Below are 20,405 nucleotides of genomic sequence, written 5' to 3' on the forward strand. Positions count from 1 at the left end.
GCTCTTGTTCGTTCTTGGGAGGCAACGCACCCCGTTCAAGAGCGTGTGGAGGAGATCCGGGTTACCAACTTCCGATCGCGTAGGTCCCCGTAGACCCGACAACCACGCGGCTGGCGCGGCTGAAAGCCGGGGGCGCGTTCCTAGTGGGCTGGAAGGTCTTGGTGGTGCGGTGCGGTCATGAACGTCGACCGCGCCGCCGCCTGGTGGGACCGGTCGAGACCCTGCACGCTCAAGTGGGCTGTCGGCACGACGGAGCCAAGTTGTCTGGGGTCACGGGCGAGCAGCTCGTGGTCGCGCAGAACGCGGACAGAGTCGGCATAGCGAGTGACCAACCGGCGTTCCGTCCCATGCCAGACCGCGGGGGCCTGCAGGCGCAGTTCGGCGAGCACGGGATGCGGGTCGGCGAGTGTGGCATCGTCCAGCGAGTTGTACCGCACCGGACAGGGAGGCAGCGAGTCCACGGCGTCCTCCTTCGCGAAGGAATTCGTGCAGGCGTTCGTCGAAGGGCTCAAGGACCGTCCGGACACCACGTACGGGACCATCAATGCGGACTACCTGGAACGCTTCGTTCCCGGCTTCCACCGCACGTCCGTGATCGAGCGCATCACCGATGCCCCCTGGTCGCGGTGAACCGGCAGCAGCCACGGGCGTGCCGATGAAACCGCCCGGTTCCCTCCGCGCACCTCGTCGTCCGGGACGACGCGCCGCCCTTCACCGTTCTAATGGTCACCACCGTCGTACTGATGGCGGCTGCGAGTGCACCCTCACCGATCTATCCCCTCCACCGCGAGCGCTGGGGCTTCTCGGTCACCATGGTGACGGTCGTCTTCGCCGTGTACGTCGTGGGGCTGCTCGGCGCGCTGCTGACCCTCGGGGCCGTGAGCGACCGCCTGGGACGCCGTCCGGTGCTACTCGCCGCACTCCTGCCGACGGCGGCCAGTACGGCGATCTTCTGGACGGCCGACGGCGTCCTGTCCCTGGTGATCGCACGGGCGGTGCAGGGCGTCGCTACCGGGACCGCCGTTAGTGGGCTCGCCGCCGGGCTGGTCGACTTCTCCCCGGCGAGACACCCGCAGGCAGGGATCACGGTGACGGCAGTCGGCACGAGTGTGGGCCTGGCCGCCGGCGCCGCGGTGGTGGGGCCGCTGGTCCAGTCGGTCCCCCACCCCGACGCCTCCGTCCTCTCCGTTCTCACCTGCGTCTTCCTGCTCCTCGCGGTGGCAATCCGGCTCATCCCCGACACGGTTGCAACGCCGGCCGTTGCGCAGGTCTCCCTCCGCCCCCGGGTGCGGGTACCGCAGGTATCCCGGCGCCTGCTTCTGGCCGCAGTACCTGCCCTCGTGGCGAGCTGGTACGTCACGGGGCTGTTCCTCGCTCTGACCCCCTCAGTGGTCACCGGCGTTCTGCACGTCACGTGGGGAGCCGCGGGCGGACTCGACATCGCCGCGTTGTTCCTGCCCGGCGGCATGGGTGGCATGTGGTCCGCCCACCACACGGGGCGGCAGGCCACGTTGCTGGGCGCGGTCCTGCTGACCGTGGGATCGGCCGGGCTGGCGGTGGCCATCGCCCTGCCGTCACCGGTCGTCTACACGTGGGGGGCCGTCGTGGCGCGGCCTGGGATGGGCCGACGCCCGTCGACACCCACGGTGTCCGTGATGCCGAGGCTCTCCGTGCGGATGTTCAGGTCGTACTCACCGACCCGCTTCTCCTCACAACGCGCCGATGAGCGAACCAGAAATTCACGAAGACGCTGGATCGCCGAATGCGGGACCGCCTCCGCCAACTCGATCACCATTACCGGTCCACTCACGGCCTTGGAGCCTAGCCAGTCGGGGCTGTGATCCCCAACCGATCACTCAGCGTGCGCAGTTCACGGAACTTGTGCCAGACCCGTTCAGCGGCCCCGGCATGTTGGCCTCAAGCGGCCCCACCCGTGGAGATCCTGCGGCTCTCCGACGTCCTGAAGTGGCTATGGGGGACGGCCTTCGGCTGCCGCCAGTGTCAGTGCTCCAGTGCGGGAAGGCCGGCCAGGCCGGTGTCGAGCATGATGCGGTCGACGGTCTCTGTGAGGGCGCTGTCGGCGCCGATGACGATCTCGACGCCGTTGGGGAGTAAATCCAGCTCCCGGTACCAGTCGCGCAGTTGTGTCTTTCCGACTTCGTTGGCGATCGGCTTGGTGGCGTGCCGAGCGACGGTTTCCTCGAACGGCACGTGCAGGTAGTAGCCGTGAGTCGGGCCGCGGTGGTCAGCGCGCAGCTGTCCGAGCATCTCGCCGTAGTGGTCGGCGTACAGGATGCCCTCCAGAACGACGTGGTACCCGGCGTCCAGGGCATAGCGGGCGACGGTGTCGATCAGGCCGACGTTCGCCGCGCCCGGCCGGTCCCGCTCGCGCAGCACGACCCGGCGAAGGTTGTCCTGGCCGACCAGGGCCAGGCCCCGGCCGAATTTCTCGCGGAGTCCGGCCGCGACGCTCGACTTGCCCGACGCGCTGTTGCCCCGCAGGACGACCAGCCGGGTATCCTCGGTGCCCACCAACACGGCGGCCAACCTACCGGCGGCCGGTGACAGAGCTGGAGACGTCAGCGGGATCAGCTTCGGGATCGTCTGGTTGTCCACGAGCGTGGTGTGCAGAGCGTTCGCACCAGCGGAGCCTTTCCAGCAACTCCTGGACGTACGAGGTCTTCCACATGATGGACACTGTGGCGTTCGACGCGGCGACCGCGACGCCGATCTCCGGCTCGGTGTACAGGACGAAGTGGGTGTACCCCTTTTCGGCGTCGGCGAGGTTCAGGTCCGGATGCGTGTAGCTCAACTCGGCACTCCCTGTGATCGAGGTCAAGCTCGGTATCTGGCTCTTCAACACCAAACCCGCAGGACGAAGCTCACTTCCGAACAGCGCCGGGCCATCGCCCAACTCGGAGTTGAGTGGGCGGCATAGATAGAAGGAAGATCGCCCGCATTGCATCTTTTGAACATCGATTGCCCGTAAAGGGGTCCGTGAGTGCTGGTACTTCGGCGTTTCAGACGTCCAGTTGTTTGCAACAACTCATGAATCATGATCGCCGCAGGTGGACTGTCGAGTGACCGCGCGTTTCACAAGCGAACGCCTAGGAAACACAGCCCACCCGACAACAGCCCCGCTACCGGGGCCTCTGTACGGAGAACTCGTTGCCGTCGGGGTCGAGCATCAGCACCCGGCCGCCGTCGCCCTCGCCGGTGTCGGTGCGCGTCGCGCCGAGCGAGATCAGGCGGTCGACCTCCGCCTCCCAGTCGGCGTCGGTGGGGAGCGCCAGCTCGAAGTACAGCCTGTTCGTGCCCGTCTTCGGTGCCACCGGAGGACCACCCCACGTGATCTTCGTACCGCCGTTCGGCGATTGGATCGCGGTCTCCTGGTCCTGGTCCCAGACCAGCGGCCACCGCAGCGCCTCGCTCCAGAAGTAACCGACCTCCTGCGTACCGTCGCAGGCCAGCGCTCCGATGAAGCCGGTGTCGGCGAGGAACTTGTTGCCCGCCTCGATGACGCAGAACTCGTTGCCGTCTGGATCGGCGAGCACCACATGCCCCTCTTCCGGGCGTTGGCCCACGTCGATGTGTTTCCCGCCGAACTCCAGGGCCCTGGCCACCGTCTGCTGCTGATCCTCCCGGGAGGTGCTCGTCAGGTCGAAGTGCGCCCGGTTCTGACCGGTCTTCGGCTCCCGGCTCGGCAGGAAACGGATGCGGAACCCGGCGGTATCAGGGGGCAGGATCGCGACGTCGTCGTCCGGACCGTCGGCCAACTCCCAGCCCAGGACCCCGGACCAGAACCGCGCCAGGCCCGACGGCCGGGTCGCATTGAAGCAGATCGCGAACAGTTGACTGGTCATACCCCGTGCCTCTCCGATCCACTGACGGTCGATACGGCGCCTCGCCCGCCCCGCGAGCGCAGCCTAGGGGTGGCTGTGCGGCACCCGCATCCGAGTTGCCGTCGCGGGGGAGCCCGGTCCCCCACGAGATGACGACCGTGCGGAACGGCACCGTCGTCCGCGGCACCGGCTGAGCCGGCCCGTCACGCCGGGGCGCAGGGTGTTCTTGAAGGTGACGGCTTCCACGGCTGACACCTCCTGGAAGTGGATTCGGTTCCGCAAGGAGAAGAGGGACGGGCCGGTCAGCAGGTGCCGGTCCCGGCTGTCGCTCGCGTTTCACGCGGCGGTCTTGCGGTGATTTCATCGTTCCACATCGGATGACGGCTGTGCAGGGTAGGAATCTTTGCCCGCTCCGAGAACCTTGGTGCCGATGTCGCGGTCAGCGGTGACAAGGCGTACAGCTCTCGCCGCAACAGGCGCTGTCTGCGAAGACGCCGGATCAAGCACACGATCCCGGAGCCGAGGGACCATAGGGTGAACACAACGGTCGTCGGCACCTCGCAGGCCGCGGCACACGTGGCGGGACTCGCCGCCTACCTGCTCTCCACGTCGAAGGATCTAACCCCCACGACCGTCGGAAAGGCCACCACCACTCTGGCTGTCCCCGACCGCCTGCTCGATCTGCCAGTGGGCAGCCGAACCTCCTGGCGTTCAACAACGCGTCGACCGGCTGACCATATCCCTACAGAGGGCCGTGCTGTTCGTCGTCGGCCCAATCGGTACCCGGGCGTCGCAGGCAGGCACCCGATGATCCGCCGGACACACTGCCTAGCCCCGCCCTAAACGGCGTTGTCCAGCGTCAGGGTGAGCTCGGCGATCCGCCACCCACCGTCGGACCGGCGCAGGCCGAACGTGTAGACCCCGGTCGAGATCATCTGGATGCTTTCGCCGGTGTTCCTCGTCTGCACCAGATAGGCCCGCACCTCAGCGGTGGCGGCGTCCGTCGTCGTGACCACGACATTGCCCAGGTGGTGCCGCACCCTTCCGGTCTGGGACGTGTGCCCGTCACGGATGAAGTCGAGCACCGCCGCGCGTCCGGCGACCGGGCCGAGCACTCCCTGTCCGGGCAACGTGAAGGTCCAGGTGGTGTCTTCGGTCATGACCGCTTCGAGCTCGGGCACATTCAGCTCGTCTAGGGCGTGGGCGTAGTTCGCCACCGCCTGCTGGAGTTCGGCGATCACAAGACCACCGTCAGCACGATCTTGCCTTGGAGGTGGCCCTGCGCGGCTCGCGTGTGTGCGCTGTCCGCCTCGGGCAGCGGGTAGGTGCTGTCCACCCCGACCTGGAGCTTGCCCTCGTCGAACAGGCGCGCGATCTCGGCGAGCTGGGGGCCGTTGGAACGCACCTGAATGTCCGAGACTGTGATGCCCAGACTCGCCGTCTCTTCCGGGTCGTACTGGGCGAAGAACACCGGAAGCATGGTGCCGCCGCGCTTGAGCACGGTCAGGAAGCGTGAGCTGTCCGGGCCACCGACGGTGTCGATCACCAGGTCGACACCGCTGACCACGTCCGCGGCCTGCGTCCTGGTGTAGTCGATGAACTCATCGGCGCCGAGCTTGCGCAGGAACTGCTCGTGCCGGCCCGAGGCCACCGCGATTACGTGTGCCCCCTTCCATTTCGCCAGCTGCACCGCGAAGTGGCCCACTCCACCGGCGGCCCCGTTGACCAGCACGGTCATCCCTGGCGTGATCGGCACCGGCTGGTGCACCTGGCCGGTGAAAGGAGACGGCACGTCGTGGCCGAGATCAACCAGGTACTGCCAGGCCGTAAGCACGGCCATCGGCGCCCCAGCCGCCTGCACGTGGTCGATACCGGCCGGCTTGTGAGCCAGGTCCGAAGCAGGCGCGGCCACGTACTCGGCGTACGTCCGGCCGTCGAATCCGGGGAACCGCAGCATGCCGAAGACCTCGTCACCGACGGCGAAGCCCAGCACGTCCGGAGCGACCTCCTGGACCACGCCCGACATGTCCGTTCCGGGGATCAGGGGGAACTCCAGCGCCGGCCTCATCTCGGCCGGCATGACCTTCATCCCCTCACGCAGGTACCAGTCCGGCGGGTTGATGCCCGCCGCGTGCACCCGGACGAGCACCTCGCCCGGGCCGATCTCGGGAACCGGCACCTCGTCATACTGCAAAACTTCCGGCCCGCCCGCTTCGTGGAACTGGATCGCCTTCATCGCGCCTGTCGCTTTCTTGGGGAAACGTTGCTTTTTCAGTCAAGGCCCAGGACGGCATGGCCGTCCAAGACCGGTTCGGCAACCTAGTCATTCCGAAACGGCATGACGCGTACGCTGGAAGGGTGAACGATCTCGGACAGGACCTGGAACTGCGGCTGGTGCGCTACTTCACCGTGGTGGCGGCGCACCAGCACTTCGGCCGGGCCGCCGCCGACTTGCACGTGGCCCAGCCGGCACTGAGCCGCCAGATTCAACGGCTCGAGAAGTATCTCGGCGCACGACTGCTGGACCGCGTACCCCAGGGCACCCGGCTCACTCCGGCCGGCCAGAGGTTCCTCCCCCGGGCCCAAGCCCTGCTGCAGGCCGCCCGCCAGGCCGAGCTGGCCGTGCGTGAACAAGCCCAGACCGAACGAATCGCCATCGGCTACGTTGAAGACCTGGTGATCACTGCCGCCGTACGGGAACTGCGCCGCCGTTGCCCGGACGCCGAGATCGCCACCCGGTACCTGAGCTGCCGCGACGTCGGGGCGCTGTCCGACAAGCGCGTCGACGCCCTGATCGCGCGGGCCCCGCTGCCGCTTGCCGCCGACGACGTGTTCACCACCCCGCTGTACGAGGAGCCCCGGATGCTCGTGGTCCCGCGCGGCCATCCCTTGGCCGACCGCGCGTCGGTGACCGCGGAAGAACTGGCCGGCGAGGAGGCGGCGCCGTGCGCGTTCGAAACCGCGGACTGGACTTCCTACCGGATCCTCGGGGCCGGCGTGCCGCCGATCGAGAGCTACGAGGACAAGCTCGAACTCGTCGCGAGTGGCAGGGTGATCGCCGTGCTACCGGTCGGCGATCGGCGTAGCTCACTGCGTCCCAACCTCGTCACCGTCCCGATGGAGGGCGCTCCCCCCAGCCAGGTCGTCCTGGTCAGCCGCAAGGGCGACCCGAATCCGATGATCAGGAATCTCCGGCTGGCGGCCAAGGCCGTCCTGACCGCCCCGGCAGCCTGACCGGGACCAGCCGACCCGCTTGGCGCTGAACTGCACCAAGCGGTGCTCAGGCGCGCCGTGTTCGTCGCGCATCTGCCGGTACCGCTCGGGGTTAGGTTGTGCCGGCTCAGCGTCCGACCCTATGGAACGGCGTTCAAGCACGCCGTCTCGACCAGGAACCGGTGCTGGACAACTACGCCACCCGCAAAACCCCGGCCGTCAGTATCTGGCTGCCGGCCCACCCCGCCTTCACCTGCACTTCACGCCCACCGGATCGTCGTGGCTGAACCTGGTGGAACGCTGGTTCGCCGAGCTGCCCAACAAGCAGATACGACGAGGTGTCCACCGATCCGTGCAAGCCCTGGCGGGTCGTTTCGGGGAATCGCGTTGCGTCGGGGGTTCGGCGCGCGGAGGCCGGCGTCGGGGTTTGGAGTTCCCCGATGAACCCCCGGTTGATGCTGCCGGATCGTCAGGGCCGGACAGGGAGGTTGGCTTCCCATCCGTCGAGGAGTCGTTCTAGTCCCAGTTCGAACCCGCGCTGGGCGCTGTCGGCCGCGTGGGGGAGCTCGGCATCACGAATGACCCGGGCGAGGAGTGGGTGGCGCCCGGTCTTGACGACTTTGTCGAGGTAGGGCGCGTGGGCGTCCATCCATTCCTGGATGCCGACTCCGGAGCGTCGGACGGCTTCCTGTTCGGCGAGCTCGCCGATGACGTAGCCGCGGACGAAGGCCTGCAGCGTGTTGACGACGGTGATCATGACGTCGATGTCGAAGCCGAGGGGATCGAGGGCGGCGAGTGCGTGTTCGGTGGCATCGAGGGAGTTCGGTCCAAGTGATGGGCGCCCTGCTGCGAGGGAGGTCATCCAGGGATGCCGGTGGATGGTGGCTCGGGAACGATGGGCCAGGCTTCGCAGGTCGCTGCGCCAGTCGCCGGTGCGGGCAGGCGGGCCGTCGTCTTCGGCCGCTACGGCGTCGAGCATGAGGTCGAGCAGGTCGTCTTTGGACGCCAGGTAGCGGTAGAGCGAGGCTGTGCCCGTTCCCAGTTCCTTGGCGACGCGCCGCATGGACAGTGCCTCGATGCCCTCGGCGTCGGCGATCGCGATAGCGGCGCTGGTGATCTCCGCCCGGGTGCGTGACGGCACGGGGCCTTTCGCGGCCCGCTCCGGCCGGTTCCAGATCACCGTGTGAGCGTCGTCCATCGGTTTTCCTCCTCACTACTGCGCTCACTGTTCGCAGTAGTGCTATCGTAGCGCCGGTACTGCGAACACTGTATCGCAGTAGAGCGGTGTCCAAGCGAAAGGGAAACCACCATGACCACTCCCGTCACGATCGTCGGCGCCGGGCTCGGCGGCCTGACCCTCGCACGGGTCCTGCACCTGCACGGCATCCCCGCGACCATCTACGAGGCCGAGACATCGGCGGACGCCCGCACGCAGGGCGGTCAGCTCGACATCCACGAGTACAACGGGCAGCTCGCCCTCGAAGCGGCCGGCCTCACCGACGAGTTCCGCGCGATCATCCACGAAGGCGGCGAGGCCCTGCGCGTGCTCGACCAGCACGGCGCGGTACTGCTCGACCAGCCCGACGACGGCACGGGCGGTCGCCCTGAGGTGCTCCGCGGAGACCTGCGTCGGATCCTGCTCAACTCGCTGCCCGGCGAGATGATCCAGTGGGGACACAAGGTCACCAGTGTCCGCCGCCTCGGAGACGGAAGGCACGAGCTGACCTTCGCCGACGGGCCAACCGTGACGACCGGCCTCCTCGTCGGCGCGGACGGCGCCTGGTCGAGGATCCGGCCGCTGCTCTCCGACGCGAAGCCCGAGTACGTCGGCACGTCGTTCATCGAGACCTACCTGTACGACGCCGACCAACGCCACCCCGCAGCGGCCAAGGCCGCCGGCGACGGTTCCCTGTTCGCCGTCACAGCCGGCAAGGGGATCCTTGGCCATCGAGAGGCCGACGCCGTTCTTCACACCTACGTCGCGCTCAACAAACCGCAGGAATGGATCGCCGCCATCCTCGCCAGTCCCGAAACGGCGGCGGCCCAGGTCGCGGCAGAATTCTCCGGATGGGCGCCTGAACTCACCGCACTCATCACTGACGGGGAAACCGCCCTCGCCCCGCGCCCGATCAGCGCCCTGCCGATCGGCCACTGCTGGGACCGCGTTCCCGGAGTGACGCTGCTGGGCGACGCCGCCCACCTCATGTCACCGTTCGCCGGGGAGGGCGCCAACCTCGCCATGTTCGACGGCGCTGAACTCGGCAAAGCCATCGCCGCGCATTCCGACGACATCGAAGCCGCCCTTGCGAAGTACGAGCAGGCTCTCTTTCCCCGCAGTGCCCAGTTCGCCGCCGAATCCGACAAGAATCACCAGCTCATCTTCGGCGACAACGCCCCCGCCAGCCTGCTCGACCTGCTCATCGGCCAGGAGTCGACCGAGTGAGCGAGATCGTTGATCAGGAGATCGGAGCCGCGCGCGAACGCCAGCGCGGCTGCTTCGGTGGGCGCGGTCGCCACCACGCGGCGGGTGAGGCCGAGCGGCGCGAGGGCGTCGTCGAGGGCGTTGCTGAGATTTCCGCGCCGCGAGACGGTGACGTGCTCAGCGGCGGCGTACTGCTCTGCGGTGACGGTTTTGACGCGGGTTAGGGGGTGCCCTTGCCGCACGACGATGACGAGGCGGGTCTCGCCCACGTTCTCGGTACGGATGTCCGGTGCGCTCGGGCGGTTGGCGTTCGCCTCCAGGTCGACCTCGCCGCGCCGCAACTCGGGGGTGTCGAGGCTCGATTCCGCGACGAAGCGCAATCGCACTCCCGGCGCCTGTCCTCGCACGGCCGCGAGCAGCGCGGGACGATCGCGAGCCTCCTCGGCGACCCGCAGCGCCCTGTACGAGCAGGCGTTGTCTCAAGGGCGGCACAGCGTCGGAGCACGGTGCGGCAAGCGGCGGCGGCCGGGTCGATGACGTGGTCGTGGACACCGAGGTGTCAGCAAGAACACGATCTACAAGTGCGTAACGGTGCTGATGGGCGACGGCCGGGTCGCGCTGCTCGAGTACGAGGTCGCGATCCAGCCGCGCTGAACGACGGACGGCTCGGACCGGCTGCGGTCAGCCGGTCCGAGCCGTCGTCGTACTGCTATTCGTTGCGTGCCGTTTCGGGTCCGGTGATCCGCCTCAGCAGCGGCATCGTGGACGCGATGACCCCCAGCGAGGCGACGAGCCCGGCGAGCACGATCGCGTAGTACTGGATCCCCGGCGCCCGGATCGAGTAGTTGAACTGTGCCTGCACGAACAGCTGGGCAGCCAGGAAGCCCATCCCGATCGCCACCACCGCGACCACCAGGAGTGGGACCGCGCTCTCCAGCAGCACCACCCGCCGAAGCACCCCGAGCTGCGTGCCGGTCAGCCGCAGCAGACTGAAGGGGCGCTTGCGGTCGCGCAGGCCGCCGGCCACGCTTACCGCCAGGCTGCAGCCGGCGATGGGGAAACTGACCAGGATGACCACGTTGACCAGTTGCTGGTATCCGGCGAGCTGCGCGCCACTTTCGGCATGGTCCTCCCGGACGGTCCACGGAACGTCCTGGTCGGGATACGTGTTCGCGAGGATGGTGCGCGCGCGTTCGATCGCCGACGTCGATCCGTTGGTGGCGACGGCGATCTGCTGGACCGGGAGGCGGGCGAGCCGCTGGGTGGAGATGGCGGCGGCGGGCCATGCCGTGGGCCAGTGCTCCCAGTCGTACGTGCCGAAGAGGGTGTAGTTCTCGCTGACCGACGCCGCTTCGGCTCCGGAGGCGCATGTGCTGTAGGCCGGCATCTTCGAGAGCTCGGCGCACGAGGCCAGGCCGGCCACCGGCGGTGTCTCGACGCCTTGGGGGCCGCGCCAGGCCGGGTCCGCGGTGCCGAGCGGGTTCGTGTGGATCATCAGCACGCCTTTGACGCCCGGTACGGAGTTCAGGTCGCCGAGCGTGGCCGCCGAGAGCGGGGGCACGCTTCCGACCGGCTCCCCCGGACGGTTGAATCCCTGGACGTAGTTGGCGACCAGGGCACTGGCGACCGCCGGGCTGCCCTTCGGTATGCCACGCTCGGCGTTCAGCGAGCCGATGATCCCTACGGCCGCGCTGGTGACGCACAGGGCGAGGACCAGCCCGCTGACCGCGCGGAAGCCGGCCTTCGGGTCGTCCGCCAGCCGCCGGCCTGCAATGAGCAGCGCAGGCCGGTTTGTGAGCCGGGCCAGGACGCGGGCTCCGGCCATGGTCAGCCAGGGTCCTGCGATGACGAGTCCGGACAGGACCAGCAGGATTCCCGGGACGAAGACCCAGATCTGGCCGTTGGTGCTCCTGGGCACCCGGCCGATGGTGTACGAGAGTTCGGCGATACCGGCGACCAGCGGGATCACCCGGTAGACCCGCGGCGGGCGTGGCGTGACGCGCCGGGTGACCCCGAGCGGGGAGACCTGCACGCGGCGCAGGGCGATCCGGGCCGCGATCGCGGCCCCCACCGGGACAGCGATGGTGACGAGCAGGATGTCGCCGGTCCTGAGCGTGAGATCGCTGACGAAGTACGGCGTACGCGTGAGGTTGACCGCCGCCAACTGCGTACGGAACAGGGAGAAGAGGCCGAATCCGACGGCCGTGCCGATGACCGCGGCGACCGTCGATTCGACGGCCGAGATCATCGAGATCTGCCGCGGCGTGGCGCCCACCAGACGCATCGCGGCGAAGCGCTGCTCACGGCGGGCGGCCGCCAGCCTGGTGGCCGTGCCGATGAGGATGAGCACCGGGAAGATCAGGGCGGTACCCGCGACGGAGAGGATGAGCTTGATGCCCCTGTTGTCGATGCCCGCCCTGACCGTGCAGTTCGTGCCGTTGCAGGCACTGGGGGTGACGGTGGTGATCGAGGTGACCCTGGTGGCGTCGTGCCGCTTCGCGAGCTGGTCGGGACTGTGGCCGATGACGATGACCAGGGAGTCGGGGCCCGGGAGCGACGTCTTGCCGACCGTGCCGACCTCGTGGCCGGGGTAGCGGTCGGCGAGTTCGGCGACGGGGGTGGAGTGGAGGAGCTTGCTGAGGGCCGGTGAGGCGTAGAACTCGCCTGGTCCGGGAAGGCGTGAAAGGCCTGGTGGGACTGGAGAGTTCGGGCCAGTGGCGGCGACGTCGACGCGACCGATGATCTTGCCGTCGAAGTGGTCCGCCCTGAGCAGCCACCACAGCGGGTCCGTGTCCGCCTTCGCTGCGGACTGGCTCGACGCGCTCTTGCCGGAGCCGGTGTTGAGCCAGGCGTTCCGGCTGTTCTGGGTAGCGGTGGCGTTGATGGCCGCCAGGATGCTCAGCAGCAGGCAGACGCCCAGGGCGACGGCGGCCACGATGACGGCGAGGCGGGTGGCGGCCTCCCTGCCGCCGCTCAGGGTGAGGCGCAGGCCGAGGCGGATCACGAGGTGAGCCGTTCGACATACAGCGACGTCACCTTGCCGTCGCGGACAATGACTTCACGGTTCGCGTACGCGGCCACCCGCGGCTCGTGGGTGACGAGGATGACGGTGGTGCCCTCCTCGCGTACGGAGGCGACCAGCAGGTCCATCACATGCTCGCCGGTGAGCGAGTCGAGCGACCCGGTCGGCTCGTCGGCGAACAGCACCTTGGGCCGGGAGACCAGAGCGCGGGCCAGGGCGACACGCTGGGCCTGTCCGCCGGAGAGCTCGCCGGATCGGCGCCCCTCGAGACCGTCCAGGCCGAGCCGCCCGAACCACGACCGGGCCTCGGCCAGCGCGCTCGCCCTGCGGGACTTGGCGAGCAGCAGCGGCAGGGCGACGTTCTCCTCGGCGGTCAGCTCGGGGACGAGCTGACCGAACTGGAAGACGAAGCCGAAGCGGTCCCGACGCAGTTCGCTGCGCTCGGGCTCGCGCCGGGTGTCGATGCGGCGGCCGTCGAACCAGATCTCGCCGGAGTCGGGCACGAGGATCCCGGCCAGGCAGTGCAGCAGTGTGGACTTGCCGGAGCCGCTCGGGCCGGTGACGGCGAGGATCTCGCCTTCGGCTGCCGAGAGGTTCGCGCCCTGCAGGGCGGGCGTCTGTCCGAACGACAGGACAGCGTCCCGCGCTTCTACAAGGAAGCCTTCGTCCGAACTCATGAGCGCACCTCCGCTGTCAGGGCGGCGAGCCGCGCCACGGTCAGGTCCATCCACCGCAGATCGGCCTCCAGGTGGAACACGCCGTGGTCGGCGAGCAGTGAGTCGATCGTGCTGCCGGTCCGACGCAGTTCGGTCAGCTCCCGCATCCGCTCCATGTGGGCGGCGCGCTGGATGTCGAGGTACACGCGGGGGTCTCGCTCCAGCAACAGCGCCAGTACGACCTTGGTGAACAACACCGTCTGCAGGTGCGGTTCACCCGCGACCGGCTCGGTCAGCCAGCTCTCGACCTGCGTGACCCCCAGCTCGGTGATCACGTAGCGCTTGCGGTCTGGCCCCGACCCGGACTCTGTCTCGCCGACCTCGACCTTTCCGTCACGGGCGAGGCGGCCCAGGGTCGAGTAGACCTGCCCGGCGGGCAGCGGCTTACCCCGACCGAAGTAGGTGTCGTAGTCGCGCTTGAGGTCGTAGCCGTGGCTCGACTCCCGTTCGAGGAGTCCGAGGAGTGCCAGAGGAACGGTCATACCTCAGTATCTACACTCAGTATCTAGTTGGCGTCAACGGGCGGCTTGGCCCGATAGACGGATCGGAGTGGCTGTGCTTCCTACCGTTCGCGCCAGTCCCATCGGATGTGGCCAGCTTGGCCGGTGCAACCGAACAGATGTCGGTCGTTGCTTCATCTCCCCAGGCAAGAGCGATCACACCGGGCACGGCAGACCCTTCAGGGAGTGCGGTGCGCCCGCGGTCACAGATCCTGATCCTCGAACGCCGCTCGCGGCCTCCGTCCCCGGTGGCAAGCGGGGTTCACTTCTTCAAGCGCTCGGTCCGCGCCGTCTGGGCGGCGTGGCGTGCCTGCTGTATCGCACGGTCTGTTTCCGCGGCTCGGATGCGTGCGTTGCCGAGGTCGTTTTGGACCTGGCGTCGCAGTTCGACCGTCGCGTGGAGTTGCTGGGCCAGTTCGGTCGTGGGCTCTTCGAGGTCATGAAGTGCCGCTTCGGCCCGCTCGGCCTCGGCCTGCGCCTGGTCGTGCTCTTCCTCCCCTGCCGGACTCGCTGCTCGGCTGCTTCCGCCTCACGCTGGGCCTGCGCCGGTTTCCTGCTCTCTTCGTTCTTGCGGCGTTGCTTGCGAACTGACTTGGCGGGGGTGGCGGCGGGGTGCTCTGGCTTCAGCGGTGACTTGCCTCCGCGCGCCCGGGCGGCAGTTGGGCGGGCAGAGGTATGGAGTTCCTCCTCGGAATGCGCGGTGCCCTGCCCGACACCGCGCCCGGAACCGCTGCTCCGTCTCAGACTGGGCTGGTCCAGCACGGCCCGGCCTCGGGCCACCGACGGAATTCCGTGACCCGCGAGCCTACCGCATTTCGTGGGTGGTCCCCTGAGGCCATCGGGAGCATCCCTGGAGCTCCGAGACTGGAGTCGATCGCTAATTCGGGTGGCTTGTGCCTCTCGCGGCACTGGCGCCCCATGCGGTGAATGCGGGCGAGGACCCGTCGACCCACGGATCAGTCGTGCAGGCGACGGCAGCTGCTCACCACGGCCCTCGCAGCCATGCTGCACCTCGAGCGCGGCTTCGGCTGCACACCAAGGACTTTCAGGGCTACGACGGTAGCGCCCGTAGACCCGCCGATCTGGAGAGTAACTGCCGGTCGGCGGGCCTATCAGCTTGCCGCCACAACGGAATCTGAAACCGCTGCCTGGCAGACACCAAGCTTTTGGTGCTGCGGTCCAGGCAGCGGAATCCCGACATCGAGCCTGTGATGACGCTCGTTCACATGCGCAGGTTCTCGACACCTCGCCCCGAACGGCTCAGCGCGGGGCCTGACGGCACGGCTGCTTACCGCCAGGAGTGGTGGCCGTTGTCGTGCTGCCATCCGTTACCGCGGAAGCGGTCGCGGCCGTAGTGGTGGCCGTAGTCGTGCTGCCATCCGTTACCGCGGAAGCGGTCGCGGCCGTGGCCGTAGTCGTGTTCGTGCTGCCATCCGTTACCGCGGAAGCGGTCGTAGTCGTGGTCGTAGCTCCTGTGGTGCCCGCGGTCGTCTCCACGCTCGGCGGAGGAGGCCGGAAGTGCGCCGGCTCCGACAATCGCGCAGGCTACGAGCGCGGCGGCGGCGATGCGTCTGCTGTGGAACATGAGTGGTTCCTTTCCGTACAGGATGCGGCGAGAGCCTCGCCGATCACGATGTTGAACTGTCGGCCAGTAACCGACAAAGGGAATCTTCCTGACCAATCGTCATAAATACCTGCACACACGCTTCAGATTACCGATTTGAGACAATAGCTATCTTTGGTCTCAATACTGTTCGGCGCGCGGGTCGACGTGGCAAAGGGCACCCGAGACGTGTCCATCGGCATGCGCCGCCAGCCGCCCCCGGCCTGCGCGGCAAGGCCGATGAGGTGAAGCGAGGGCGTGCCCTGGTCGGCGGAGACAGCGTGCCACCAGCCGACGCGGCAGATGCAGGACGGTTGCCAAGCGTTTCGCCGAGACCGGTGGCGATGTGCACGCCACGATCGCGCGGAAGAAGCGCGACCTGCCGCCGGTGCCCTCGCCGGTGACCGGCGAGGTCGAAGCCCGGCTGATCGCGATGGCGTGCTCACAGCCGCCCCAGGGCTATACCCGGTGGTCGCTGCGGCTGCTGGAGAAGCACGTCGCGCTGGCCGCGGACATGCCCGATCTGGACCACTCCACCATCGGGCGGGTCTTAAAAAAAACGGAACTGCGTCCTCATCTGAGAAAGTGCTGGACCATCCCACCACGAGCGAACGCGGAGTTCGCGGCCCGGATGGAAGACGTGCTGGCCGTCTATGCCCGGCCCTACGACCGGGCACGTCCCGTGGTGTGCATGGACGAGAAGCCCTACCAGCTCCTCGCCGATGCCCGCGCCCCGCTCCCGGCCCGCCCCGGTCACGACGCCCGCCGACGAGACGGACGATGTGCCGTCCCCGACCGTGTTGGCCTGCTGCGGCATCCGCTGCTTCACACGGACACCCACCGCGGCGAAGGTCCTCTTCCCGCGCTGCAGGGTCCCGACAGGTCGGGTCGTGTCAGTGCGCGATGGAGTTGATCAGGGTGCGTGCGCCCTGGCGGAGCAGTGCGACGGCGACCGAGGTGCCCAGGGTGGCCGGGTCGAGGGGACCCGCCCATTCGTGGGCGTTGAGGACGGTCTTGCCATCGGGGGTGAACACACATGCGCGCAGGGACAGTTCACCGTTGCGTTCGGCATTGGCGTATCCCGCGATGGGTGAGTTGCAGTGGCCTTGGAGGACGTGGAGGAACATGCGCTCGGCGGTGGCCTCGCGGTGGGTGTCGGGATGGCCGAGGCCGCTGACCGTGTCGATCAGGTCGGTGTCGTTCTCGCGGCACTGGAGGGCGAGGATCCCGGCACCGATCGGCGGCATCATCACCTCGGTCGGCAGGATCTCGGTGATCACGTCCGTACGGTCGATGCGCTTCAGGCCGGAGACGGCCAGGAGGAGGGCATCGGCGTCGCCCGCTGCGAGTTTGTCCAGGCGGCGGTTGGCGTTGCCGCGCATCGGTACACAGTTCAGGTGGGGGTGGGAGGCGGCGAGCTGGGCGATGCGCCGTACGGAGGAGGTGCCGACGCGGGTGCCTTCTGACAGTTCGTCGAGGGTGAGCCCGGTGGGGTGGACAAGAGCGTCGCGGATGTCATCGCGTTTGAGGAAGGCGGCGAAGGCGGTTCCGGCCGGCAGGGGCCGGTCGGCGGGGACGTCCTTGACGCAGTGCACCGCCAGGTCCGCCTGTCCGGCGAGGAGGGCAGCGTCGACTTCCTTGGTGAACGCGCCCTTGCCCTCGACCTGGGCCAGGTCCCCCATCCACTTGTCGCCGGTCGTCTTGACCGGCACGACCTCGGTGCGGATGTGCGGGTGGAGCGCGGCGAGTTCGCTGCGCACGCGCTCCACCTGGGCGAGCGCCATGGGCGAGTCGCGGGAGACGATGCGGATCAGTTCCGGGGCGGACATGCCGCCCACCCTAGCCCTTTACGGGCCGGCGCCGCGCAGCAGCCCCAAGGCCCATCTCATCGGCGTGGCACACAAGTTGGAGACTCGGACAGACGTGCGAGGACGGTGTCGACGCAGTGCCGGTGACCGGGCGGCCAACTGGCGACGAACTCCCCGCGCGGAGGGGAAGGCTGCGTTCGTACACGCCCCTGGCGGGCACGAGATTAAAGATCAAACTGAGGCGGCGGGAGGGGCTGTTCGGTCCAGATGGACTTGCCGGTGCGGGTGTGGCGGGTGCCCCAGCGCTGGCAGAGTGCGGAGATGAGCTGCAGGCCGCGGCCGCCCTCGTCGGTGGCGGAGGTGTGGCGGATGTGCGGCGTGGTCAGAGTGGCATCGGACACCTCGCAGATCAGTGTGCGGCTGCGGAGCATGCGCAGCCGGATGGGGCCGCAGGCGTGCCGGATGACGTTCCCGACCAGCTCGCTGACCAGGAGTTCGGTGGTCATGATCAGGTCCTCATCGGCCAGGTCCCAGTCCTTGAGCTGGGCGCGGACCAGGTCACGTGCCTGGCCCGCCGCCACCGGGTCCTCCGGCAACGGCCACTCGGCGACATTCTCCGCGTCCAGCGGGTGGGTGCGGGCGAGCAGCAGGGCAGCGTCGTCTATCAACGCGCCGTGGGCGGGGAGGAGAGCGGAGGTGAGGGTGGCGCAGAGGGCGTCCAGGTCGGACGCGTCCGCGCGTGACGTCGGCATGGCGTTCACGGACTGAAAGAGGAGCTCGGCGAGGCGGCTCAGGCCGGTGGTGACATCCCTGTCCTTGCTCTCGACCAGGCCGTCGCTGTAGAGGGCGAGCAAGCTGTCGGCGGGCAGTAGGGTCTCGAGGGTTTCGAAGGGCGGAGCGGCCACCCCCAGTGGCGGGTCCGGGGTCATGGACAGGAAGGTGACGGTGCCGTCGGGGTGGGCCACTGCCGGGGGCGGCTGACCGGCGCTGGCGTACGACAGACGCCGGGTCACCGGGTCGTAGATGCCGTACAGGCAGGTTACGAAGGCATCGGTGCCCAGCTCGCCGACGATGTCGTTGAGGTGACCGAGGATCTCGTCGGGCGGCAGCTCAAGCTCCGAGAGGGTGCGGACCGCCGTACGGAGCCTGCCCATGGTGGCGGCCTCAGCCATGCCGTGGCCCATGACGTCACCGATCACGAGCGCCACCCGGGCAGCGGAGAGCGGGATCACGTCGTACCAGTCGCCGCCGACGTCGGCTCCCTGCTTGGCCGGTTGGTAGCGCGCTGCCGTCGTCACCTCGGGCAGCTCGGGCAGTGCCTGCGGCAGCAGGCTGCGCTGGAGGGTACGGGCCCGGGTCGTCGCCTCGTCGTAGAGCCCGGCCCGCTCCAGGGCCTGTGCGATCAGTCCGCTGAGCGCGGTCAGCAGCGTTCGTTCGTCATCACCCAGCACCCGCGGTCGGCCGAAGGAGATCACCGCCGCGCCGATCCCCCGCCCTGATACCGCCAGCGGCAGAAAGGCCCACGCCTGCTTGCCGCCCTCCCGGATCAGGGTCTTGATCCTCGGGTAACGCTTCAGGAACTCCTCCGGGGAGGAGATGAAGAGGGGGGTGCGGGTGCGCAGGGCGTCACCCACCGGGTTCGTGGTGTCGCTCACTGTCCACTGCCCGTCCAGCACTCGGGTGAAGCGATCCGGATACCCACGGGAGCCGACCACGTTCAGCCGGTCGCCGACCACACCGAGCATGACGAGTCCGGTGGCCCCGAGGGGTGTCATCACGCCGTCGGCCACCGCCGCCATCACATCCTGGGCCGTGACGGCCTCGGCCAGCTCCCGCGTGATCCGCTGCACCAGGGCCGCCCGCTCCGCGGCCGACCGCTCCGCGGCGGCCCGCTCGGCCTCCCGCAGATGCCGCTCGGTGGTGTCGGTGATGTAGAGCGTGAGGCCTTCCGGCACCGGCACCAGCCGCAGGTGGTACCAGGACGTCCCGTCCGGCCCCGGTATGTCGAATTCGGCCGGCTGCCCCTCGGCCGCCGTGGCCCTGCACCGTTGCTCCAGCCCCGGCACGGCACGTACGGCGGGAATGTTCCAGAGCAGGGCTCCGGCCACATCTCCCGCAGCGCCGAGGAGCCGCTCGGCGGCCTGATTGAGAAATCCGATGCGCCAGTCCGTGTCCAGGGAGACGAAGCCGTCGCTCATGTGTCGCAGCGCCCGCCCCACCGACTCGGCGGCGGCATGCGTTTCGCTGCTGTCCCGGAGGGTGCCGATCACCTTCACCGGCGTCCCGTCTTCGTCCGTGATCGTCCGGGCACGGGCCTCGATCCAGAGGTATGTGCCGTCCTGGCGCCGGATCCGGTACTCGTTCTGGAAGCCGCCGCGCAGCTGGATGCCCGTGTCGAAGCCGGCTACCGCCCCTGGCAGGTCGTCCGGGTGGATCAGCTCTGCCCATGCCTCGATGCCGCCGCTCATCACCCCCGGATCGATGCCGGCGAGTACCTCCTCGACGGGCAGGTCGGAGGTCAGCTCACCGGTGCGCAGGTCCCAGGTGTACGTGAGGGAGGGCACCCGTTCCGCGTCCCACGGGGAGGCGGCCTCCCGCGGTCCTGGCCCGTTCTCCAGAGCGCGCAGCAGGGTGGGGGACGGATTGAGGATTCCGGACGACCTGAGCCTCCCGGACATCCACGCCGCCACCTCGTTCAGAAACGCGCGCTCCGCGGCACCGGGCTCGGCGCCCGGGGCGAAGAGGACGGAGAGCGCGCCGCGTCGCCAGCCACCGCTCGGAATGGGGACGGCCAGGTGACCGATGCCGGCGGGAAGTCGGGAAGGCCACAGGGCGGCGGGGTCCCGGCCCGGCACCGGGTCGGGCGGGGCCAGGTCGGGCTGCCAGGTGATGGTGTCGTTGCGGGCGGCCCTGCTGGGCGGCGCCGCGCCCCGTACCGGGATGATCAGCCAGGGCCGGGTCATCGACTCCGGCAGGCCACTGTCGGCGACCAGGTAGAGGATGCCGCTCATGCCGCCGCCCGGGAGATGCACCATGCCGCCCAGGCCGTGCACCTCGGCTACCGCCTGCTGGAGCGCGGTCAGCAGCACTTCGACATCGCGCCGGTCCTCGTCCACGGCGTCGAGCAGCCGCATCCGCATGCGGTGTCGCTCCAAGGGCCGTGCGGTCTGCATGGTCCCCAGGCCCTGCGGTGGGTGCAGCGGATGGGGGACGTGGGGTATGGACGGGCCGGTGTTGTCCGCATCGCCGCTTCTGGTATTCACCACTTCCGACTGTCGC

At 68.7% G+C, this 20,405-nt stretch carries 19 protein-coding genes and 4 pseudogenes; 8 read left to right on the plus strand and 15 right to left on the minus strand.

Features of this window, described 5'->3' with window-relative positions; genetic code table 11:
* Nucleotides 1–140 precede the first annotated feature (140 nt).
* Nucleotides 141–461 (minus strand): hypothetical protein, encoded by a 321-nt coding sequence (locus OG390_RS02985; protein ID WP_406164855.1) that lies wholly within the window; start codon nucleotides 459–461, stop codon nucleotides 141–143.
* 25 nt (nucleotides 462–486) lie between these two features.
* Here OG390_RS02985 and OG390_RS02990 point away from each other — a divergent pair, with 25 nt between their 5' ends.
* The gene (locus OG390_RS02990; RefSeq protein WP_406164856.1) at nucleotides 487–630 is read left to right on the plus strand and encodes a hypothetical protein; all 144 of its coding nucleotides are present in this window, start codon (nucleotides 487–489) and stop codon (nucleotides 628–630) included.
* Nucleotides 631–722: 92 nt separating this feature from the next.
* Nucleotides 723–1,595: pseudogene (locus OG390_RS02995) on the plus strand (MFS transporter); the annotation flags it as partial.
* On the opposite strand, the gene OG390_RS03000 reads toward OG390_RS02995, so the two are convergent.
* The 4 genes from OG390_RS03000 to OG390_RS03015 all read right to left on the minus strand — a co-directional run bounded on the left by OG390_RS03000 (nucleotide 1,586) and on the right by OG390_RS03015 (nucleotide 3,863).
* Complete coding sequence (locus OG390_RS03000; RefSeq protein ID WP_406177464.1) at nucleotides 1,586–1,795, minus strand: hypothetical protein; 210 nt, start codon at nucleotides 1,793–1,795, stop codon at nucleotides 1,586–1,588. The pseudogene OG390_RS02995 and the gene OG390_RS03000 overlap by 10 nt on opposite strands.
* 206 nt (nucleotides 1,796–2,001) lie before the next feature.
* Nucleotides 2,002–2,547 carry an AAA family ATPase gene (locus OG390_RS03005; RefSeq protein WP_406177466.1) on the minus strand — a complete coding sequence of 182 codons (546 nt, stop codon included), beginning with the start codon at nucleotides 2,545–2,547 and terminating at the stop codon, nucleotides 2,002–2,004.
* A 1-nt stretch (nucleotide 2,548) separates the two neighbouring features.
* The gene (locus OG390_RS03010) at nucleotides 2,549–2,839 is read right to left on the minus strand and encodes a hypothetical protein (RefSeq protein WP_406164857.1); all 291 of its coding nucleotides are present in this window, start codon (nucleotides 2,837–2,839) and stop codon (nucleotides 2,549–2,551) included.
* A 301-nt stretch (nucleotides 2,840–3,140) separates the two neighbouring features.
* Nucleotides 3,141–3,863: a VOC family protein gene (locus OG390_RS03015; protein WP_406164858.1), complete on the minus strand. Its 723-nt coding sequence runs from the start codon at nucleotides 3,861–3,863 to the stop codon at nucleotides 3,141–3,143.
* A 417-nt stretch (nucleotides 3,864–4,280) separates the two neighbouring features.
* Here OG390_RS03015 and OG390_RS03020 point away from each other — a divergent pair.
* Both OG390_RS03020 and OG390_RS03025 read left to right on the plus strand, forming a co-directional pair.
* Nucleotides 4,281–4,382, plus strand: a pseudogene (locus OG390_RS03020) (IS5/IS1182 family transposase); the annotation flags it as partial.
* The gene (locus tag OG390_RS03025) at nucleotides 4,377–4,685 is read left to right on the plus strand and encodes a S8 family serine peptidase (RefSeq protein ID WP_406177467.1); all 309 of its coding nucleotides are present in this window, start codon (nucleotides 4,377–4,379) and stop codon (nucleotides 4,683–4,685) included. The pseudogene OG390_RS03020 and the gene OG390_RS03025, both read left to right, overlap by 6 nt.
* Here OG390_RS03025 and OG390_RS03030 read toward each other — a convergent pair.
* Nucleotides 4,682–5,083 carry a nuclear transport factor 2 family protein gene (locus OG390_RS03030; RefSeq protein WP_406164859.1) on the minus strand — a complete coding sequence of 134 codons (402 nt, stop codon included), beginning with the start codon at nucleotides 5,081–5,083 and terminating at the stop codon, nucleotides 4,682–4,684. The two genes, OG390_RS03025 and OG390_RS03030, sit on opposite strands and share 4 nt — an antisense overlap.
* On the minus strand, nucleotides 5,080–6,078 hold the full coding sequence (locus OG390_RS03035; protein WP_406164860.1) for an NADP-dependent oxidoreductase: 999 nt from the start codon (nucleotides 6,076–6,078) through the stop codon (nucleotides 5,080–5,082). Before OG390_RS03035 ends, OG390_RS03030 begins: the two co-directional genes overlap by 4 nt.
* A gap of 122 nt (nucleotides 6,079–6,200) precedes the next feature.
* On the opposite strand from OG390_RS03035, the gene OG390_RS03040 reads away from it, so the two are divergent.
* Both OG390_RS03040 and OG390_RS03045 read left to right on the plus strand, forming a co-directional pair.
* Nucleotides 6,201–7,076, plus strand: a complete 876-nt coding sequence (locus OG390_RS03040) for a LysR family transcriptional regulator (RefSeq protein WP_406164861.1) — start codon at nucleotides 6,201–6,203, stop codon at nucleotides 7,074–7,076.
* Between the two features lie 161 nt (nucleotides 7,077–7,237).
* Nucleotides 7,238–7,419, plus strand: a pseudogene (locus OG390_RS03045) (transposase); the annotation flags it as partial.
* Between the two features lie 105 nt (nucleotides 7,420–7,524).
* On the opposite strand, the gene OG390_RS03050 reads toward OG390_RS03045, so the two are convergent.
* A complete protein-coding gene (locus tag OG390_RS03050) occupies nucleotides 7,525–8,253 on the minus strand; it encodes a TetR/AcrR family transcriptional regulator (protein WP_406164862.1) in 729 nt (242 codons plus the stop codon).
* 111 nt (nucleotides 8,254–8,364) lie between these two features.
* Here OG390_RS03050 and OG390_RS03055 point away from each other — a divergent pair, with 111 nt between their 5' ends.
* On the plus strand, nucleotides 8,365–9,498 hold the full coding sequence (locus OG390_RS03055; protein ID WP_406164863.1) for an FAD-dependent oxidoreductase: 1,134 nt from the start codon (nucleotides 8,365–8,367) through the stop codon (nucleotides 9,496–9,498).
* Nucleotides 9,499–9,506: 8 nt separating this feature from the next.
* On the opposite strand, the pseudogene OG390_RS03060 reads toward OG390_RS03055, so the two are convergent.
* The 5 genes and pseudogenes from OG390_RS03060 to OG390_RS03080 all read right to left on the minus strand — a co-directional run.
* Nucleotides 9,507–9,902: pseudogene (locus tag OG390_RS03060) on the minus strand (LysR substrate-binding domain-containing protein); the annotation flags it as partial.
* Between the two features lie 284 nt (nucleotides 9,903–10,186).
* Complete coding sequence (locus OG390_RS03065) at nucleotides 10,187–12,481, minus strand: FtsX-like permease family protein (RefSeq protein WP_406164864.1); 2,295 nt, start codon at nucleotides 12,479–12,481, stop codon at nucleotides 10,187–10,189.
* Nucleotides 12,478–13,176, minus strand: a complete 699-nt coding sequence (locus tag OG390_RS03070; protein ID WP_406164865.1) for an ABC transporter ATP-binding protein — start codon at nucleotides 13,174–13,176, stop codon at nucleotides 12,478–12,480. The genes OG390_RS03065 and OG390_RS03070 overlap by 4 nt, the downstream gene beginning before the upstream one ends.
* Nucleotides 13,173–13,697 (minus strand): PadR family transcriptional regulator, encoded by a 525-nt coding sequence (locus OG390_RS03075; protein ID WP_406164866.1) that lies wholly within the window; start codon nucleotides 13,695–13,697, stop codon nucleotides 13,173–13,175. Before OG390_RS03075 ends, OG390_RS03070 begins: the two co-directional genes overlap by 4 nt.
* A 1,306-nt stretch (nucleotides 13,698–15,003) precedes the next feature.
* Nucleotides 15,004–15,300 carry a hypothetical protein gene (locus tag OG390_RS03080; protein WP_406164867.1) on the minus strand — a complete coding sequence of 99 codons (297 nt, stop codon included), beginning with the start codon at nucleotides 15,298–15,300 and terminating at the stop codon, nucleotides 15,004–15,006.
* 364 nt (nucleotides 15,301–15,664) lie between these two features.
* On the opposite strand from OG390_RS03080, the gene OG390_RS03085 reads away from it, so the two are divergent.
* The gene (locus OG390_RS03085; RefSeq protein WP_406164868.1) at nucleotides 15,665–16,231 is read left to right on the plus strand and encodes a hypothetical protein; all 567 of its coding nucleotides are present in this window, start codon (nucleotides 15,665–15,667) and stop codon (nucleotides 16,229–16,231) included.
* Here OG390_RS03085 and hemC read toward each other — a convergent pair.
* Nucleotides 16,212–17,147 (minus strand): hydroxymethylbilane synthase, encoded by a 936-nt coding sequence (gene hemC / locus OG390_RS03090; RefSeq protein ID WP_406164869.1) that lies wholly within the window; start codon nucleotides 17,145–17,147, stop codon nucleotides 16,212–16,214. The two genes, OG390_RS03085 and hemC, sit on opposite strands and share 20 nt — an antisense overlap.
* A 203-nt stretch (nucleotides 17,148–17,350) precedes the next feature.
* Nucleotides 17,351–20,389: a SpoIIE family protein phosphatase gene (locus OG390_RS03095; protein ID WP_406164870.1), complete on the minus strand. Its 3,039-nt coding sequence runs from the start codon at nucleotides 20,387–20,389 to the stop codon at nucleotides 17,351–17,353.
* Between the last annotated feature and the right edge of the window lie 16 nt (nucleotides 20,390–20,405).

Source organism: Streptomyces sp. NBC_00996 (assembly GCF_045162675.1).
Lineage (GTDB): Bacteria > Actinomycetota > Actinomycetes > Streptomycetales > Streptomycetaceae > Streptomyces.